Below are 18,183 nucleotides of genomic sequence, written 5' to 3'. Positions count from 1 at the left end.
GTAAGAGACAAAAAATTAATTCGGGGATTTGAATCCTAGTAACGGGTGATATCCCCACTTCTTCCCGTCCTTGCCATTCGGCACGTTCACCGTCGCCAGCCGCTTGGCACAGTCCTGCAACGACAAGCCGAGCTGTTCGGCCTGCTCGGTGAGTAGCGTCATCAGGTCGAATTCGCCCCAGGGCGCGATGCCTGGGCTAGGTTCGAGTGCGAGCGGCGCGCATGCGCTGCGCTCTACGATGGTGTAGAGCGTGTCGCTACGATGGCGATCGCCGGCTTCGATGCGATGCAGCACCACGCGTTCCTCGTCGTCGTCCGTTAGAAACACCAGGGTGTCTGTCGGTGTGGTGTCGTGACGGAACGGCTGTTGCTGCGGCAGCACGCCGGTCAGCATGGCGTGCGGGTATTGCCAGGCACATGCCGCATCCAGGGAGAACGATGGAGCGCTGCGTCGTGACGGCGCAGCGGCCTCGCGCGATTTGGGCAGCATGGCCTCACTCAGCCGTGCATGTTCCAGATCGCACAGGCGCTCTTGAGGATGCCAGGGGGGCTCCGGCGGTTGGATCCGGGGAAGGGCGGTGAGGACACGGTACTCGTCCTCGCGCAGGAGTTTGCCGAGGCGATGGGTCTGTAGGCGGAAACGTCCAGCACGCGTGCCGTCGGTATCGTTCTGCTCGAATCCCGGTTGCACATAGGCCGGTGCGTCCTGGTCGAGTTTGTGGAAATGCAGCAGGTTGGTATCGAAGATCAGGAGGTTGGCGGCGGTGCCAGGCGTGCGTCGGTGGCGTTGCACGCGACCGCCCAACTGGATGAGCGAGCGCAGCGAAGAGGGTTCGGCGATGGCCCAATCTGCGTCCCAGTCCCGTCCGACTTCGCATACTGGCGAAGCCAGGACCACGAACACATGGTCCGGTTCCGGATGTGCATCGAGCGCGGCGCGCACGCTGGGCAAGCGATACACCGCATCGGCCTGGCGGCGGTCGAACGCCGCATCGAGCAGGTGTTCGATTGCCGAGCGCACCAACAGGGGAAAGCACGCGTGGTAGACGCACAGGTGGATGCGCAGGCCGGAGGGTGCGCCGAGTCGGTACAGTGCCTGCGCCACGTCGATCAGCGGTCCGATATTGGCCATGCGCACCAGGCCGAAGCTGACCCGCTTGCCGCTGACCGGGTCGGTTTGCGCGTGCGCGCCGTGCAGGCGCTGGATCGCCTCGCGCAGATGTTGCGCGAACGCGGCATGGATCTGCTCCGGTTGCCGCGCCTGGATCTGCAATGGAACCAGTTCGCCGCGTCGCAGTGGCGCGGTCGTGCGCAATTTGGTCGCACGCTTTGCGACAAATTGCGCATGCTGGGCGGCGAATGCCTCGGTATCGACGCAATGCGCGGTATGCGCATCGAACTCGTCGGTCCACAGACAAGGGATCTCGATCAGCGCATCGGCGCGCCCGCCATCGACACCGCGATTGCGCCGATAGTGCGCGCGCCCGGTGCGATAGGCGGCGAACATGCCTTCGACCAAGGCCGGTGGCAGCGTTGCGGAGGACAACAGCACACGGGTCCCGAGCAGGCCGGCCCAGTGCACCAGCCGCGTCAGCGCGGGCAGGTCGTCGATGTCGTAGTCGTCGAGTTCGTCGAGGATCAGGTCGGCGCTCATCAGCCGCAGCATCGGCGCGATCTGGCGGCCGGCACGCAGCGATTCGGTGGCCGGCACCATGTGGTCGACGGTGCAGACCAGCATCGGTGCCGATAGCAGTTTGCGCATTTGCGAATCGTGCAGTGCGCGCGACAACAACGGATGTTCGGTTTCCGCGCCGTCGTAGAGGACGTGGCTGTCTTCCTCGATCAGCGCTTGTATCGAGGCCGAGCCGCTGGCGGCGGCTTCCCGTTTGTGGTGATCGAAAAGGGGACGGCTGGCGGAGCCGCCGACGAGCATGGCGAGCGTGTCGTCGTTGAGGTGCAGATCGCGCCGATAGCTGTCGCCGGTTTGTCGGGTGAGGGTGCGCAGGCCGAGCGCATAGGTCAGGCGCAGGCCCAGTTGCGGGTCCGCCAGTGCGTAGAGGATGCGCGCGTTGCCCAGGGTCTTGCCGCAGCCGGTGGAGGCCATGTTGACGATGAAGGCGCCGTGCTCGCAGGCGGACTCGCGCAACGCCGTGGCCGCGTCGGCGGCCTTGTTCTGCCAGGCGAAGTGCGAGTCGGCGCTGCGCTTGCGCAGGCCGCGATGCTGCGCCAGTCGCGGCAGAAACCGCTCGAAGCCGGGCAGCGCATGTGCGACCAATCCCGCAGTGTGGGCGACGCCGAGGAGGTGTTCCTCCAGTGACTGATTGCGGACGATCTTGCCGGCACGGTTGCAGGTGGTGTTGGCGGCAAGCGTGGCGTGTTGCTGCACATGCCGCGTGCGCTCGGCGACGGGTTGGTCGTTGCGGTCCAGGCCCAGACGCGAATAGCTATGGTCGGCCAGCATCAGGCTGAGCCGCGCCAGGTGCATGACGTAGGGATTGTCGAGCCAGCCTTCGGGTCTGCGCAGGCGCAGCGTATCCAGGCGTTTGGCCAGCCGCGCCGCCTGTGCGCGCCAGGCTGGCGTTGCGACCGGCAATGGGCCGGCGAGCGTCCAGTACGCGGCGATCCTGGCAGGTTCCGCTTGCACGCGGATCTCGTTCCAATCGTGCTCGACCAGAGACAGCGGCAGTTCCATCCAGGTCGATATGGTGTGTTGCACGCGCCGGCCCAGCCAGTCTTGCCTGCCGTCTGTCTTGAACGGCGCCAGCGGCAGGCGGTGATGGGTCAGGATCAGCCAGGCGACGGCGGCGGCCAGCGGCGGCAGGGTGCGGAAGGGAGCTCCGGGCTCGGCATCCAGGCCGTCGCGGCGGTAGCGTCCTTCGGCTGTCCAGCACGGCGTATGATCGTGTTCGGGATCGGCCAGCCGTTGCAACCAGCCGGCATCGTCATCCTCGCCGACGAAGGCTTGGAACAGGCGCAAAGACACCCATTCGTGGCGGTAGAGGTTGCGTTCTTTCAACTCGCCGCGCAGGCGCGCCTGGAACGCAAGGCTGGCTTTGCCGAGGTCGTGCAGCAACGCGGCCAATTGCGCCAGCAGGCGAATGTCTTCGGCGCAATGCCAGTCGTTTTCGTCTTCGCGGCGCAAGACATCGCGCGCGGTGCTGTTGGTGGGTACGGCGCCCTGTGCGTTGAATCGGCTGGCGTCGCCGACCACCCACAGCAACTCGCTGTGGTCCAGGCCGCGAATCCAATGACAGGCCACGGCGGTGTTCTTGCGTGCGGTGCGGCGCAGCAGTTTGCGCAAGGTGTCCAGGCCGGCGCGGGTGATCGGCGTTTGCCAGGTGCGATCGCCGCGCCGTTCGGCGAATTGGTCCAATATGCGCCGGCTTTCTTTCAGTGCACGCTTGTCGCATTGGGAGACCAGCAGGATATTCATCGCGGTTGCTCGCGTTGCAGTGCCTGGGTCGCCAGTGCCACGTCCTTGAGCGTGTCGATCATGAAATCCAATGACTCGCTGCGCGCGAGCGCTTCGATGCAGTTCTGCCGGAAGGTTTGCTCGTCGTCGCCGCGCATGGCGGATAGGAAGGCTTGCGGCAGGATGCTGGCATCCTTGACCAGATCGGCGGCATCGAACACCAGTCCTCCACGCCGCGTCTTGCCATGCAGCACAGCAAGGCCGTGCGGCAGACCCAGCACCCAGGTCGCGCTTGCCGCCAGCCCGTAGGCCAGGTAGTTGCCGTGATCGAGGAAGCGGTTGGCCGCGTCGCTGCCCGTCCCGCGCTTGGCACGGGTGAAGTCGCCGTACCCCACGGTGTCCACCGCCAGTTTGAACAGTGCCTTGGTCAGCCGTGCCTCCTCGGTGAGCAGGGCGGTGTTGTCCTGTGCCAGTGCGATGGCGCTGGCTGTGCGTTCGAGCAATGTCTGCAACCGCGCCAGGTCCGGCGCGAATCCGCCATCGTGCAGTGCGCGCTGTTGCCATTGCGCGCCGATGCGGCGCGCACGTGCGAGCTGGAAGGCTTTGGCGGCGCTCAGGCGCAGGTCGTCATCGAACCAGAACCCGACCCATGCCTGCAGGTACTCGGTCGGGCGGTACTCGCTTTGCGGGGAGAACCAAGCGATCTCGACATCCATCTCGTTGGCGGAGAACAAGGGCGTGCCGCCACCGCCGCAGAAGCCCACCAGCACCCCGGCCTTGGCGAGTTCGCGCATGGCCGCTTGGGTGATCGATGTGCCGGTTCCGAGCAACAGTGTTGTTGTGTTGGCGATCGGGATGTTCCAGTACAGCGAGCGTTTGCCTGCGTCGGTGACATACTCGACTCTGCCGCCATTCACCAGTACCCGGCAGTGTTGCAGGTAGTACAGGTTGGCGCGTTTGGAATGCAGGATCGTTTTCAGATCCGAAGGCGATAGATCGTCCATGTCGTCCCCTGCGGGTCTGATGGTGGTTGCGATGTATCCGATGTGCAGCGATTCACTGCAATACTAGCCGCGATCCGATCCATGCGCGGTCGTCGGCCGTGGACAAAATGCGACCACGCGTTCCATGGCGACATAGGCAGGCCGGAGCTGCGCGATAGTATGCGGCGTCCTGTCCCTCATGCAGGAAGAGAGCCATGCTGGTGTAAATCTGTCTACGACATTCGAGATGGGCACAGGAAAAGGCATTTTTAGCCTGTCTTCCTGCGCTTTCTCCGCCTGGAGATCGTCTGTGACATCGTCGTGAGCGCGGTAGGCCGGTGCTATGCTGACCATATTAAGGCCAGCGACACAAAAATGAGGGGCAGGATGAATTGCGCCAGCACTGCAACAAATATACGCAGCATGATGCCGAAGGTGGCTGCGGTCGTCTCAACGGCGAAAGGGCCGGCGATATTGACGGTGGCCGAACTGCATTTGTTTTCCGAGTTCGGACGGTCGCGCGCGGTTCGTGCTGGTGAGGTGTTGTTCCGGCGCGGCGATGGTGGCCGTAGCATGTTCGTCATCAGCAGTGGCGTGATCGACCTGGATTTCGGTGAAGATCTGCTGGTCAAGCACCTGGGGCATGGCGAGTTCTTCGGTGAATTGGGCATGCTGATCGGTAGCCATATGCGCAGCGCCGATGCCATTGCCGTCAGCGATGGCGTTCTGGTGGAGTTGGATCACGAGGACTTCCAGCTTCTGGTGGAGCGCGACCCGGTCATCGTTGCCTATTTTCTCCGCCGCACCATCATGGACGTGGTGACGAACGAGCAAATGCTGATACGCCAATTACGCCGACGCAACGATGAATTGGAAGCCGCGCTGGATAACGTGTGCACCACCACGTATCAACTCAATCAGTCCGAAGAGCTGGTACGTATCGACGAACTGACGGGGCTGTACAACCGCCGTGGGCTGATCCTACGCATGCAGGAATGCTGCCGCGACAGCCGATCGCCCGGCCCGGGCCTGTTGCTGATCAATTGCGATGGCTTCAAGGAAATCAACACCGTCCACGGCCATGGCGTCGGCGACCGCGTGTTGTGGAATGTCGCCAATATCCTGCGCTCGGTGACTGGGCAGGACGACATCGCCTGCCGTCTCGGCGACGACGAGTTTTGCTTGCTGGTGGCCAATGCTACTGTCGAAGACCTGTGCCGCATCGGCGAGTTCGTGATCGCCACCGTGCAGAATCTGCTCGCTGTACCGCATGCGGTGCCGCATATTTGTCCGGTCAGCATCGGCATCAGTCAGGTGGATCCGTATTCGGACTGGAACGATTGGTATGCCAACGCCGATGCGGCGCTTTACGAAGCCAAGCGCCAGGGCGGTAACAGTCTGTACTGGCACGCATTGGTCTCGGCTGCCTGAACTGTCGGGCATGACCGCGCACTAGAGTAGCAGTGCAGTGCCGCGATGCCGTCTGCGCCTGGCCAGGGCGCAGACACGTTCGGGTATCGCTTCAGTGCAACGCGACGGCTTGTGCGTCATCGCGGTGGTGGATGCCCAGGCGGCCGACCATCGTCGCGCTGGCTGGGTTCAGCCCCTCCACCTGCACCTGCGCGCCGTGGCGTCGAAACTTCAGCACCACCTTGTCCAGTGCGCCGATTGCACTGATGTCCCATATATGCGCATGCGACAGGTCCAAGGTGACCCGCGCCGGGGCGTGGGCGAAGTCGAACGCATTGGCGAAGCCGGCGGCGGAGGCGAAGAACAACTGGCCGCGGATGCGGTAGGTGTGGCCGCCATCGGCGTCTTCGGTCTTTTCGATGTCGAGCATCCGCTCGACCTTGCGGGCGAAGAACAGCGCCGATAGCAAGACGCCGGTGAGCACGCCGCGTGCCAGGTCGTGGGTGGCCACGGTCACCGCGACGGTGCCCAGCATCACCACGCTGGAACTGGTCGGGTGCGTGCGCAGTTGCGCCAGCGAGCGCCAGCTGAAGGTGCCGATCGAGACCATGATCATCACCGCTACCAGGGCGGCCATCGGAATCCGCCGCACCCACGCACCGGCGAAGACCACCAGCAGCAACAACACGCTGCCGGCCACCAACGCGGACAGGCGTCCGCGCCCGCCGGATTTCACGTTGATCACCGATTGCCCGATCATCGCGCAGCCGGCCATGCCGCCGATCAGCCCGCTCATGAAGTTGGCCACGCCCTGGCCGATGCACTCGCGGTTCTTGTCGCTGGGGGTGTCGGTCATGTCGTCGACGATCTGCGCGGTCATCATCGATTCGAGCAGGCCGACCACGGCCATCGTCGCCGACACCGGGAACACGATCTTCAGTGTTTCCAGCGTCCATGGCACAGCCGGCAGCAAGAAGGTCGGCAGGCTGTCGGGCAATTGGCCCTTGTCGCCGACGGTGGGGACATGGATGCCGAAATACAGCGCAAGCCCGGTCAACAACACGATGGTCACCAGTGGCGGCGGTAATGCCAGGGTGCGGGTCCAGCGATGGCCCAGCAGCAGCACCGCCGTCCCGATTCCCGCCACCGGCAGCAGGGTCCAGGCCGCGAGACTGCCCGCGGTGAGCGCAGTGCCCAACAACAGCAGCCACAGGCCGATACCGGGGAAGCTGCGCTGCGACAGCCATGGCAGGCCGTAGATCAGCAGCAATCCCAGTGCGACCAGCGGATAGACCGGCACCGGCACGCCGATCAACTCGGGCAGTTGCGCCATGAAGATCAGGATCGCCAGCGCATTGACGAAGCCGGTGATCACCGAGCGCGAGACGAAGCGCATCAATGCGCCGAGCTTGAACAGCCCGGCGAGGATCTGCAACACGCCGGTCAGCAGCGTCGCGGCCAGCAGATAGGGCAGGCCATGCTGCTTGACCAGGCCGACCATCAACAGCGCCATCGCGCCGGTGGCGGCGGAAATCATGCCTGGTCGCCCGCCCGCGAAAGCGATGGTCACGCAGATGCAGAACGCGGCATACAGCCCGACCTTGGGGTCGACCCCGGCGATGATCGAGAACGCGATCGCCTCCGGAATCAGCGCCAAGGCCACGACCAAACCGGCGAGCACGTCGCCACGGAGATTGCCGCACCATTGCTGGCGCAGCGAAGGATACAGTTTCACGATACACACTCCTGCAGCCGCCCCTACGGCGGGACGACGCTGTTCACGAAGGAAAGCCAGCAACTCGTGGCCCGCCGCAAGGGGCAAGCCGGTGTGGAGTGCGAGGGTCAGGGTGGCGTCATGGTGGGGCGCGAAGAACCGAACATGCGCAGCGAAGATGCGCGGCTGCACAGTATAAAACACACACGCCGAGCGTGTGGCGCGAGCGCGATCACCTCCCCCGTGCACGATGAACGCGCGGCGCGAACGGCGTGTCTGGCAGCCGGGCCGGCGCTGCCATTTCATGCTGCGGTGCAACTTGCGCCAAAATAATGATGATCTATAACTATTATCGAAACGAAGACATCGTCGCTCCCCCGCTCCCCACGTCACCTCCCCCGCAGGCATGTCCATGAGCAGCTACCAAGACCGCTGGCAGACCGTACAGGTCCAGATCGACGCAGGCATCGCCTGGGTCACGTTGAATCGTCCCGAAAAGCGTAATGCGATGAGCCCGACGCTCAATCGCGAGATGATCGACGTGCTGGAGACACTGGAGCTGGACAGCGCCGCCGAAGTGCTGGTGCTGACCGGTGCCGGCGAGTCGTGGTCGGCGGGCATGGACCTGAAGGAATACTTCCGCGAGACCGATGGCAAGGAAGAAATCGTGCAGGAGCGCATGCGCCGCGATTGCTCGCAGTGGCAGTGGCGGCTGCTGCGCTTCTACAGCAAGCCGACTATCGCGGCGGTCAATGGCTGGTGCTTCGGTGGTGCGTTCTCGCCGCTGGTGGCCTGCGACCTGGCCATCGCGGCGGACGAAGCGGTGTTCGGATTGTCGGAAATCAATTGGGGTATCCCGCCGGGTAACCTGGTGAGCAAGGCAGTAGCCGATACCATGGGGCACCGCAACGCGATGCTGTACATCATGACCGGCCGCACCTTCACCGGGACCGAGGCCGCGCAGATGGGGCTGGTCAACGCCAGCGTGCCGCGCGCGCAACTGCGTGCGGAGGTGACCAAGCTGGCGCAGGAACTACAGCAGAAGAATCCGGTGGTGCTGCGTTTCGCCAAGCACGGTTTCAAACGCTGCCGCGAGCTGACCTGGGAGCAGAACGAGGATTACCTCTACGCCAAGGTCGACCAGTCCAACCACCGTGACCCGGAGAAAGGCCGCCAGCAGGGGCTGAAACAATTCCTCGACGATAAAACCATCAAGCCCGGTTTGCAGACTTACAAGCGCTGACCCTGGCCGCAGCGCGGTGGCGTGCCGTCGCCGCGTTGCCCGTCACCATGCCGTTTCCTTCGTTCCGGATGGTTTCGATGATCTCTGCACAGCACGATGTACCTGCCGCCCGCTATCGTCCGGTCGGGCTGAGCCATGCCGATACCGAGGTGCATCGCGATGCCAATGGCGTGCTGCGCATGCGTGCCCGCGAGCCGCTGGCGCCACTGCCGCGGCATCTGCTGCTGCGCTTGCAGCACTGGGCGCAGCACACGCCCGAAACGACCTTCGTGGCCCAGCGCGGCGAAGACGGACATTGGCATGGCTTGAGCTATGCGCAGATGCTGGAGCGCACCCGCCGTATCGCGGCGCATCTGCTGGACATGGGGCTGTCGGCGCAGCGTCCGTTGGCGATCCTGTCCGGCAACGATCTGGAACATCTGCAACTGGCGTTCGCGGCGATGTATGCCGGCATTCCGTATTGCCCGGTATCCCCAGGTTACGCGTTGCTCTCGCGCGATTTCGCCAAGCTGCGGCATGTCGCGCAGGTGTTGCAGCCGGGGCTGTTGTTCGCCAGCGACGGTGCGGCATTCGCGACCGCCATCGCGGCCGTGTTCCCCACGGATGTGCCGGTGGTGTGCGTGCGCGGCACGGTGAGCGACCGTGCGTGCCTGCGCTTTGAAGACATGCTGGCGCCACGCGCCTTGGATGCGGCCGATGCCGCATTCGCTACCACTGGCCCGGACAGCATCGCCAAATTTCTGTTCACATCCGGCTCTACGTTGTTGCCGAAGGCGGTGATCACCACGCAACGCATGTTGTGTGCGAATCAGCAGATGTTGCTGCAGACGTTCCCGGTGCTGGGCGAGACGCCGGTGTTGGTCGATTGGTTGCCGTGGAATCATACGTTCGGTGGCAGTCACAATATCGGTATTGCGTTGTACAACGGTGGCAGCTTCTACATCGACGATGGCAAGCCGACCCCTGCCTTGTTCGCGCAGACCCTGCGCAATCTGCGCGAGATCGCGCCCACGGTGTATCTGAGCGTGCCGCGCGGCTGGGAACAGTTGGCGCAGGCACTGGAACAGGATCCGGCGCTGCGCGAGACGTTCCTATCGCGCATGCGCATGTTCTTCTTTGCCGCCGCGGCGTTGTCGCAGGACATTTGGGACCGTCTGGAGCGCATTGCCGAGGCGCATTGCGGTGAACGCATCCGCATGCTGGCCGGTCTGGGCATGACCGAGTGCGCGCCGTCGTGCACCTTCACTCACGGCACCAGCAACACGCCCGGCGAAGTCGGTGTGCCGGCGCCGGGCTGCGAGGTCAAGTTGGTGCCGGTGGGCGACAAGTTGGAAGCGCGCTTCCGTGGCCCGCATGTGATGCCCGGCTACTGGAACGCGCCGCAGCAGACGGCCGAGGTATTCGACGAAGAAGGCTTCTATTGCTCCGGCGATGCGCTCAAACCGATTGATCCGCAGCATCCCGAACGCGGCCTTTTGTTCGACGGGCGCCTGGCAGAGGACTTCAAGCTATCCTCCGGCGTTTTCGTCAGTGTCGGTCCACTGCGCACGCGGGTGCTCATGGAAGCTGCCGTATACGTGCAGGATGTGGTGGTGACAGGGGCCGACCGTGGCGACATCGGCGTGTTGCTGTTCCCGCGATTGGACGCGCTACAGGCGCTGGCTGGATTGCCGCCAGCGGCGCAGGCGATGGAGATTCTGCAAGCCGCGCCGGTGCGTGCCTGGCTACAGAATCTGCTCGCGGTGCTCAACCGCAGCGCTACCGGTAACGCCAGCCGCATCGCGCGTGCGGCGTGGCTGGAACAGCCGCCGAATTTGGAAGCCGGTGAGATCACCGATAAGGGTTCGATCAACCAGCGCAACGTGTTGCGTAACCGCGCCGCGTTGGTAGAGCAGTTCTACGCCGGTGTTGCGCCAAGCGCGGTCGAGGCACCGCCGTGATGCGATAACGCGTTGGCCTGCGCGCCGGCGGTGCGACATTGCCGCCAGCGCGGTGGTGGCAGTACTCCACTGGTTTGGAGACTTGGGAGGGAATCATCGATGACGGTGTTTCATACGCGTGTTCACTGCACGCCGGACAGACGCGGTTTGAGCGTGTCCAGGCGCGTCGTCTCCAGCTCGACCGGCGCATTTGTGCGCGATGCACGTCGCCATGTCCGCGACGGCGTTTGCCCGGTCTTACCCTGATCCTGCGCTTTTGAACCGCCACGGAGCAGTTACATGCACGATTCGCTATCATCGCCGACGCCGTACCGCCCGCTGTACGCCTGGTACGTGACCGTGGTGCTGTTGTTGGCCTACACCCTGTCCTTCGTCGATCGGCAGATCCTGGGCCTGCTGGTCCAACCGATCAAACGCGATCTACTGCTGTCGGACACGCAATTCAGTCTGGTTCACGGCCTTGCCTTCGCGGTGTTCTACACCTTGATCGGCGTGTTGCTGGGGCGCGTCGCCGACCGCCACAACCGGCGCAACCTGATCGTGCTGGGCATTGTGGTGTGGATCGTGGCGACGGCTGCCGGTGCCTACGTCACCAGCTTCTTCACTCTATTCATGGCGCGGGTGTTCGTCGGTGTCGGCGAGGCCTCGCTGTCGCCAGCGGCGTACTCGATGCTGGCCGATTACTTCCCGCCACAGCGGCGGGCGCGGGCGATGAGCGTCTACACCTCCGGCGTCTACATCGGTTCGGCGACAGCGTTCATCGTCGGCGGCCTGGTGATCGCGGCGACCAGCAAGCAGAGCCTGGTCGTCTTACCGTTACTGGGCGGCTTCCGGCCGTGGCAGGCGGCGTTCCTCCTGGTGGCGCTGCCCGGCCTGGCGGCGATCGCCTTGATGGCCACGGTGCGCGAGCCACTGCGACGCGAGCAAGCCGCGGCGATGCCAAGCGCGCGTCCAGACCTGGCGCATCTGCGCGACAACGCGCGACTCTACAGTGCGCTGTTCCTGGCCAATGGGGTGATCGCGATGATCACCTTCGCCACCACCGCCTGGCTACCGGCGACCTTCATCCGTCGGTGGGGATGGACGCCCGGTGAAATCGGCCCGGCGTATGGCGCGATCATCCTCACCTTCGGCATCGCTGGCATGTTGTTCAGCGGCTTTCTCAGCGATCGCCTGATGGCGCGTGGACACCGCGACGTGGCGCTGCGGATTTCGCTGATCGGGGCGCTGTTGCTGATTGTCAGCAGCGCGCTGTTCGCGTTCGCGCCAGGACCGTGGATGGCGTTGGCGGCGATCGCGCTGACGACATTTTTGCTGGGCATGCCGGTGGCGTTAGCCCCGGCGATCCTGCAGGCGGTCACGCCGAACCGTTTGCGTGGCCAGGTCACCTCGATCTATCTGCTGTTGGTCAATCTGATCGGATTGGGACTGGGCCCTTATCTGGTGGCGTTAGGCACCGACGACGTGCTCGTCGACGAACGTCAGGTCGGCTTGTCGCTGGGCGTGGTGTGCATGGCGGCTGCGCTGCTTGGCGCGCTGTGCCTGTGGTACGCGGTTGCGCCTTACCGGGCGTTGCTGCGGCGTGTGGATCCGGTGTTGTGACGATGCGCGGCCGTGTCCTTACAATGCAGCGGCGATGGCGTTGTCGGCCAGTGCCAGTGGAAGCTGCGTGCGCATGCGCCGTGGCGTTGTCGCAAAATTCCCTTTGCAGGACGCGCCGTGCGCTCGAAACCGATTCCCGAGACCCCCAGCAGCGCGCTGTCCGCCGACGCGAACACGGTGGACAGCGTGGATCAGCGCCGTCTGACCAGCCTGCTCGGCTACCGCATCACGCGCAGCGAGTTGCAGGTGCGGCGTCTGTTTCAAGAGTGCGTGCGTGGCTTCGATCTGAAGCCGGTGGAGTATTCGCTGCTGGTGCTGGTGGATGCCAATCCCGCCATTCACCAGCGACAACTGGGCGAAGTGCTGAGCGTGTCGCCGCCGAACCTGGCCATCGTGGTCGCGCGTCTGGTCAAGCGGCGTTTGCTGCGCCAGGTGCGTGGACGTCAGGATCGACGCATGCAGCATCTGCACCTGACCGCGTCCGGCAGCGCGCTGCTGGCGCAAGCCGAGGTCGAAGTGGTGCGGATGGAGCAGCAACTCGTCAGTGCGCTTGGCATGAACCAGGCGCGTGCATTGTTGCGGGCACTCGACCGGCTGGAGGCGCTCTAGCCGCGACATGCGCGGTCGATCCCGGCTTGCGGCCGCACCGCTGCTTTCTCGATTTCCGCGTTGTAGTCAGCGTGATCGTGGCGTGCGCCGCCGTGCGATCACCGCGTCGCGTGGGCCTAGACGTTGGCCTGCCTCACCGTTCCCCCGCCCCATGCCGTGTTCCCTTTGCCTGGAGTGCCTGTCCATGAATCGTTCCCGCATGCGTTTCCCGTTGCCTTCGCGCATTCGCCAGCGGCTGTCGGTGCTGGCCCTGCTGTCCATCGTCCATGCCGCGCCAGCGGCGGCGCAATCGGTGCCGCAGAGCGCCACGCTACCGACAGGCCTGAATACCGGTGGTACCAGCTTCTTCGATGGCTTCACCAGCACCAAGCCGGGCTGGGCGGCGATTCAGTACCTGCGACGCTACGACTTCGATGCGATCAAGGACGCGCACGGCGATGACGTGCCGGTGTTCCGCGATCCGCACATCGGCTCGTCGGTCTGGGTCACCCAGGTGATCTACGTCAGTGGCTACAAGCTGTTCGGTGGTGCGTTGGGCTTCAACGCGCTGACGGCGCTGGTCGATCTGGATGCGTCTTTCGCGCGCAACAGTCCGGTAGCACTGCGCGCCAATGGGGTCGGTCTCGGCGATCTCACGATTGGTCCGTATTTGCAGATGGATCCGGTGATGCGCGATGGGCGCCCGGTGTTTTCGCAACGTTTCGAGCTGGATGCACTGGTGCCGATCGGCAAATTCGACCAGCACCGCGATATCAACCAGGGATCGGGTTATTGGTCGGTGTTGCCGAGTTGGGCGTTCAGCATCCTGCCCACGCCGCGCTGGGAGATCAGCGGACGTCTGAATTACATCTACAACTTCCGTGCGGACAAGGCATCGAACGTGCCGCAGTTCGGTGGTTTCGTCTTCCACAACGGCCAGGCGGGCGATGCGGCGTGGCTCAACTTCGCCAGTTCCGTGGAATTGGTGAAGGATCTGCACGTCGGTATCAATGGTTATTACCTGAAACAGCTACGCGACAACCGGACCAACGACATCCGTGTGGCTGATAGCAAGCAGACGCTGTTCTACCTTGGTCCGGGATTGTCGTGGAAGATCGATCATCACAATATTTTCAACGCCAATTTCTACATGCCGGTGCAGGTGAAGAATGCGCCCTCCGGCGATAACGTCAATTTTCAGTATGTCCATGTGTTCTGATACCACACCGCGCATAGGAGTCAGGTTGCCTGCGTTGGCATGCCAATCTGGCTCGCCACCGCTGTCGTTCCGGACATCGGTGCCGATGCCGTGGGTCAGGGCTATGGCTTGACTGCCTCGCCGGTGTGAGCCCGGCGTTTCTTCCAATCGATGAGAGCATATTCGATGAACAGTACCCACAGCGACGTGCTGGCATCGTCCACTAGCTGGAGTGGACGGATCTTCAATGGCGAGTGGATCGCCGCCGAGGGCGGCACGCTCGAAGTGATCGAACCCGGCAGTGGCAAGCCGCTGCACCACACTGGTCACGCCAATGTGGCGGATGTGGCGGCGGCGGTGGCGCAGGCGCGTGTCGCGCAACGCCAATGGGCCGATCTCCCACCGCGCGAGCGCGCAGCGGTTTTTCACCGTGCCGCGCATTTGCTGCAGCAGCAAGCTGCGGTTGCGGCGGCGCTGATCGCGCGAGAAACCGGCGGTATTTTGCCCAAGGGCGAACACGAAGTGCGCGAAGCGATCCTGCTCTTTCAGCAGGCGGCGGCGATGCCGCTACAGGCGCAAGGCCAGTTACTGCCGAGTGTATCGGGGCGAATGAGCCTTGCCCGGCGCTTGCCGTTGGGCGTGGTGGCTGTGATTTCTCCGTTCAACTTCCCGTTGATTCTGTCGCTGCGCTCGGTTGCGCCGGCGTTGGCTGTCGGCAACGCGGTGATCCTCAAGCCCGATTCGCGCACACCGTATGCCGGTGGCTTCCTCATTGCCGAGATATTGCAGTTGGCGGGTTTGCCGAAAGGGCTGTTGCACGTGTTGCCGGGTGGCGCCGATGTGGGTCAGGCATTGATCGAGGCGCCAGGAGTGCAGATGATTGCCTTCACCGGCTCCACCGCCGTCGGCCGCCGCATCGGCGAGCTGGCCGGCAAGCATCTGAAGAAGGTTGCATTGGAACTGGGTGGTAAGAACTCGCTGATCGTGCTGGAAGATGCCGATCTCGACAAAGCCGTCTCGGCGATTGCGTTCGGTGCTTATTTCCACCAGGGTCAGATATGCATGGCGACCGGGCGTGTACTGGTCCAGCGCCGCATCGCCGCCGAACTGACCCGGCGCCTGGTCGAGAAAGCCCGACATCTGCCGGTGGGCGATCCGGCGACCGCGCATGTCGCGCTCGGGCCGTTGATCGATGCGCGCCAGTTGCAGCACGTCAAGGACGTGGTCGATGCGTCGGTCGCTGCCGGTGCGGTGCTGGAAGCGGGCGGGACTCACGATGGTTTGTTCTACGCGCCAACCGTGTTGTCGAATGTGCGGCCGGGCATGCGTGCGTTCGAGGAAGAGGTCTTCGGCCCGGTCGCCAATGTGATTGCCTTCGATACCGAAGACGAAGCGGTCGCCTTAGCCAATCAGACCGACTATGGCCTGTCGGCCGGCATCCTCTCCGCTTCTGTCGGTCGGGCGATGGCACTGGGCGAACGCTTGAACACGGGCATGTTGCACATCAACGACCAGACCGTGGTCGATGAGGTCATCAATCCGTTTGGCGGCACTGGCGCTTCCGGCAATGGCACCAGCATGGGCGGTCCGGCCGATTGGAGCCAGTACACGCACTGGCAGTGGGTGACGATTCGGGACAGCACGCCACCGTATCCATTCTGACCTGGCGAGTCTGTGCTGCCGGCATCTGCGTCGGCAGCACCGGCATGTGAGGGTGTGTGGATGCATTGATGCAAGTCGGTGCGGCGCGCTTGCGCATTGCAGTGGGAACGCTGCGTCCTGGCTCAGGACAACCGCTATCGCCCCGAATCGGAACGCGGATGCTCGCAGACCATCCGCGTTTTCTTACAGGCGTTTCTTTTGTTGCGCGCGCTGGCGTAATTGAATCGGCGAGCAGCCAGCGTGGCGGCTGAAACAGCGGCTGAAATAGGCGGCGTCGGCATAACCGAGCATGGCGGCGATTTGTTGCACGGTCATGGTCGTGTATACCAGGCTGCGCCGTGCCTCCAGCATGATGCGCCGCTGCAACAACTGTAGTGCCGAAGTTCCTGCCAGACGTCGGCACAGTGCATTGAGATGGCTGCTGCTCAGCCCCAATCGGTCGGCGTAGCGGGACAGCGGCCAATGTTCGCGGTAATGCGCGTCGATCAGTGCGGCGTAAGCACGGACATGGCGCGCGCCGCGGTCGCTGTCGCGTGCATCCGTCGGCGCGTGTGCCAACGCACCGCGCGCGGCCCACAACAGTGCCTGCGTCGCCAGCGCCTGTAGCATCGGCTCGCGTCCGGGGCGGTGTTGCGGGTACTCAGTTGCGATCGCGGCGAAGCAGGCATCCAGCATCGCATGCTGCTCGCCGGCGATCAGGCATAACGGCTGTGCCAGCGTTTCGTCCAAGCTGGGCCATTGCGCCGCCAGGCGCTGCCACAGTGGCGCGGACAACGTCACGATATGACCGCGCACGTTGCGCTGGAAGCGGAAGCCATGCACGCACAGCGGTGGCAACAGTAGCAGGCAGGGGCCGCGCAGACGTTGCGGGGTGCCGTCCAGATGTACCTCGGCGCTGCCACGTTGCAGATAAAGCAATTGCAATAGGTCGTCGTGGCGGTGCGGACGGATATGCCAATCGTGTAGATGGCTACGCGCGGCGATGGATTCCCAGTGCAACAGGTCGGGAGTTTCGCGGTCGTCGGTTTCCCCGTACAGGCGAAACGCAGGCACAGCGGGCGATGGCGCGGTGACGGTGCGAGGCATCGTCGGAAAGTACAGGAATTGGTCGCGATGATCCATGTTCTTGTGGTGCCGGAGCGCAAACACTGGCAGACAGGCACAAACGCTGCGGAGCTCCCATGCGTACTCAAGTCGCGATCGTCGGCGCCGGTCCGGCCGGCTTGTTGCTTGGCCAGTTGTTGCACAGCCATGGCATCGACAACGTCATCCTCGAACGCCATACCCAGGAACATGTGCTCTCGCGGATCCGTGCCGGGGTGCTGGAGCAGGGAACCGCCGACCTGCTGTGCGCCGCAGGCGCCGGCGCGCGCATGCAGCGCGAAGGCATCATCCATCATGGTTTCGAGTTGGCACTGGAGCAGCGCCGCGAACGCATCGAACTGAGTGCGGCCACCGGCGGCCGTGCGGTGACCATCTACGGTCAGACCGAAGTCACCCGCGACCTGATGGAGGCACGGCAGGCGGTTGATGCGATCAGCATCTACGAGGCGCAGGATGTGCAACTGCACGACATCACCGGGCCACGGCCGTGGCTGAGTTTTGTGCAACATGGCGCTGCGCAGCGGCTGGATTGCGAATACGTGGTCGGCTGCGATGGTTTCCATGGCGTCAGTCGCCAGGCGATCCCCGCCGAGATTTTGAAGGTCTACGAACGTGTATATCCATTCGGGTGGCTCGGGGTGTTGGCGGACACGCCGCCGGTTGCCGAGGAGTTGATCTATGCGCGCCATCGCAGGGGCTTTGCGCTGTGCAGCATGCGTTCGCACACGCGCTCGCGCTATTACGTGCAAGTCCCGTCGCAGGAGCGTGTGGAGGATTGGTCGGATGATCGTTTCTGGGACGAATTGCGGCGACGCTTGCCCGACGATGTTGCCCAAGCCATGGTCACCGGTCCCTCCTTGGAGAAGAGCATCGCACCGTTACGCAGTTTTGTCGCCGAACCGCTGCAATATGGGCGCCTGTTTCTGGCCGGCGATGCGGCGCATATCGTGCCGCCGACCGGCGCCAAGGGGCTGAATCTAGCTGCCGGCGATGTGGGTCTGCTGGCGCATCTGTTCGTGCAGGCGCAGCAGGAAAATAGCCCGGCACCATTGCAACGCTATTCCGAATTGGCATTGCAGCGCATCTGGAAAGCCGAGCGCTTTTCCTGGTGGATGACCACGATGCTGCACCAGTTCCCTGACGAGGATGCCTTCACTCGACACCTGCACGATGCCGAGCTGGATTATCTGCTCGGCAGCGCCGCAGGCCGCGCCACCATTGCCGAAAACTACGCCGGCTTGCCGCTGGCGGTGCCTGCTTAGAGCGTGTTATGAACTTTGAAGTAGAGACGTTGCATTTCCAAGCATGAGCATTGAGAAGACGACGAA

General features: G+C 63.8%; 12 protein-coding genes. 8 read left to right on the top strand and 4 right to left on the bottom strand.

What is annotated here, in order from left to right; all coding sequences use genetic code 11:
* Window positions 1-15 precede the first annotated feature (15 nt).
* Together cas3f and cas1f are read right to left on the bottom strand one after the other, a co-directional pair.
* Window positions 16-3,432 (bottom strand): type I-F CRISPR-associated helicase Cas3f, encoded by a 3,417-nt coding sequence (gene cas3f, locus XALGPE39_RS14165; RefSeq protein WP_045728732.1) that lies wholly within the window; start codon window positions 3,430-3,432, stop codon window positions 16-18.
* Window positions 3,429-4,415: a type I-F CRISPR-associated endonuclease Cas1f gene (gene cas1f / locus XALGPE39_RS14160; protein WP_045728731.1), complete on the bottom strand. Its 987-nt coding sequence runs from the start codon at window positions 4,413-4,415 to the stop codon at window positions 3,429-3,431. The genes cas3f and cas1f overlap by 4 nt, the downstream gene beginning before the upstream one ends.
* Before the next feature lie 402 nt (window positions 4,416-4,817).
* On the opposite strand from cas1f, the gene XALGPE39_RS14155 reads away from it, so the two are divergent.
* Window positions 4,818-5,825 (top strand): GGDEF domain-containing protein, encoded by a 1,008-nt coding sequence (locus XALGPE39_RS14155; RefSeq protein ID WP_343123024.1) that lies wholly within the window; start codon window positions 4,818-4,820, stop codon window positions 5,823-5,825.
* A gap of 91 nt (window positions 5,826-5,916) precedes the next feature.
* On the opposite strand, the gene XALGPE39_RS14150 is transcribed toward XALGPE39_RS14155, so the two are convergent.
* Complete coding sequence (locus XALGPE39_RS14150) at window positions 5,917-7,539, bottom strand: SulP family inorganic anion transporter (RefSeq protein ID WP_082061911.1); 1,623 nt, start codon at window positions 7,537-7,539, stop codon at window positions 5,917-5,919.
* 391 nt (window positions 7,540-7,930) lie between these two features.
* Between XALGPE39_RS14150 and XALGPE39_RS14145 the strand changes: the two genes are divergently transcribed.
* The 6 genes from XALGPE39_RS14145 to XALGPE39_RS14120 all read left to right on the top strand — a co-directional run bounded on the left by XALGPE39_RS14145 (window position 7,931) and on the right by XALGPE39_RS14120 (window position 15,751).
* A complete protein-coding gene (locus XALGPE39_RS14145; protein WP_045728729.1) occupies window positions 7,931-8,761 on the top strand; it encodes a p-hydroxycinnamoyl CoA hydratase/lyase in 831 nt (276 codons plus the stop codon).
* Between the two features lie 77 nt (window positions 8,762-8,838).
* Complete coding sequence (locus tag XALGPE39_RS14140; RefSeq protein ID WP_082061910.1) at window positions 8,839-10,701, top strand: feruloyl-CoA synthase; 1,863 nt, start codon at window positions 8,839-8,841, stop codon at window positions 10,699-10,701.
* Window positions 10,702-10,980: 279 nt separating this feature from the next.
* The gene (locus XALGPE39_RS14135; RefSeq protein ID WP_045728727.1) at window positions 10,981-12,303 is read left to right on the top strand and encodes an MFS transporter; all 1,323 of its coding nucleotides are present in this window, start codon (window positions 10,981-10,983) and stop codon (window positions 12,301-12,303) included.
* Between the two features lie 117 nt (window positions 12,304-12,420).
* Window positions 12,421-12,912, top strand: coding sequence for a MarR family transcriptional regulator (locus tag XALGPE39_RS14130; protein ID WP_235429826.1), 492 nt, complete (start codon window positions 12,421-12,423; stop codon window positions 12,910-12,912).
* Between the two features lie 184 nt (window positions 12,913-13,096).
* Window positions 13,097-14,110: a transporter gene (locus XALGPE39_RS14125; RefSeq protein WP_152624918.1), complete on the top strand. Its 1,014-nt coding sequence runs from the start codon at window positions 13,097-13,099 to the stop codon at window positions 14,108-14,110.
* Window positions 14,111-14,275: 165 nt separating this feature from the next.
* A complete protein-coding gene (locus XALGPE39_RS14120) occupies window positions 14,276-15,751 on the top strand; it encodes a benzaldehyde dehydrogenase (RefSeq protein ID WP_045728726.1) in 1,476 nt (491 codons plus the stop codon).
* 183 nt (window positions 15,752-15,934) lie between these two features.
* On the opposite strand, the gene XALGPE39_RS14115 is transcribed toward XALGPE39_RS14120, so the two are convergent.
* Window positions 15,935-16,837, bottom strand: coding sequence for a helix-turn-helix domain-containing protein (locus tag XALGPE39_RS14115; RefSeq protein WP_045729242.1), 903 nt, complete (start codon window positions 16,835-16,837; stop codon window positions 15,935-15,937).
* 95 nt (window positions 16,838-16,932) lie between these two features.
* Here XALGPE39_RS14115 and pobA point away from each other — a divergent pair, with 95 nt between their 5' ends.
* Complete coding sequence (gene pobA, locus XALGPE39_RS14110; protein WP_045728725.1) at window positions 16,933-18,117, top strand: 4-hydroxybenzoate 3-monooxygenase; 1,185 nt, start codon at window positions 16,933-16,935, stop codon at window positions 18,115-18,117.
* The last annotated feature ends 66 nt before the right edge of the window (window positions 18,118-18,183 follow it).

It is taken from the genome of Xanthomonas sp. GPE 39, from assembly GCF_000963005.1.
In the GTDB taxonomy this organism is placed as follows: domain Bacteria; phylum Pseudomonadota; class Gammaproteobacteria; order Xanthomonadales; family Xanthomonadaceae; genus Xanthomonas_A.
Note: the sequence above shows the minus strand (reverse complement) of the source record. Positions and strands in the feature narration are given on the sequence as shown.

Bases quoted from the DNA above. Each gene is read 5' to 3' on its own strand.
- cas3f (WP_045728732.1), bottom strand. From the start codon at position 3,432: ATGAATATCCTGCTGGTCTCCCAATGCGACAAGCGTGCACTGAAAGAA.
- cas1f (WP_045728731.1), bottom strand. From the start codon at position 4,415: ATGGACGATCTATCGCCTTCGGATCTGAAAACGATCCTGCATTCCAAA.
- XALGPE39_RS14155 (WP_343123024.1), top strand. From the start codon at position 4,818: ATGATGCCGAAGGTGGCTGCGGTCGTCTCAACGGCGAAAGGGCCGGCG.
- XALGPE39_RS14145 (WP_045728729.1), top strand. From the start codon at position 7,931: ATGAGCAGCTACCAAGACCGCTGGCAGACCGTACAGGTCCAGATCGAC.
- XALGPE39_RS14140 (WP_082061910.1), top strand. From the start codon at position 8,839: ATGATCTCTGCACAGCACGATGTACCTGCCGCCCGCTATCGTCCGGTC.
- XALGPE39_RS14135 (WP_045728727.1), top strand. From the start codon at position 10,981: ATGCACGATTCGCTATCATCGCCGACGCCGTACCGCCCGCTGTACGCC.
- XALGPE39_RS14125 (WP_152624918.1), top strand. From the start codon at position 13,097: ATGAATCGTTCCCGCATGCGTTTCCCGTTGCCTTCGCGCATTCGCCAG.
- XALGPE39_RS14120 (WP_045728726.1), top strand. From the start codon at position 14,276: ATGAACAGTACCCACAGCGACGTGCTGGCATCGTCCACTAGCTGGAGT.
- XALGPE39_RS14115 (WP_045729242.1), bottom strand. From the start codon at position 16,837: ATGCCTCGCACCGTCACCGCGCCATCGCCCGCTGTGCCTGCGTTTCGC.
- pobA (WP_045728725.1), top strand. From the start codon at position 16,933: ATGCGTACTCAAGTCGCGATCGTCGGCGCCGGTCCGGCCGGCTTGTTG.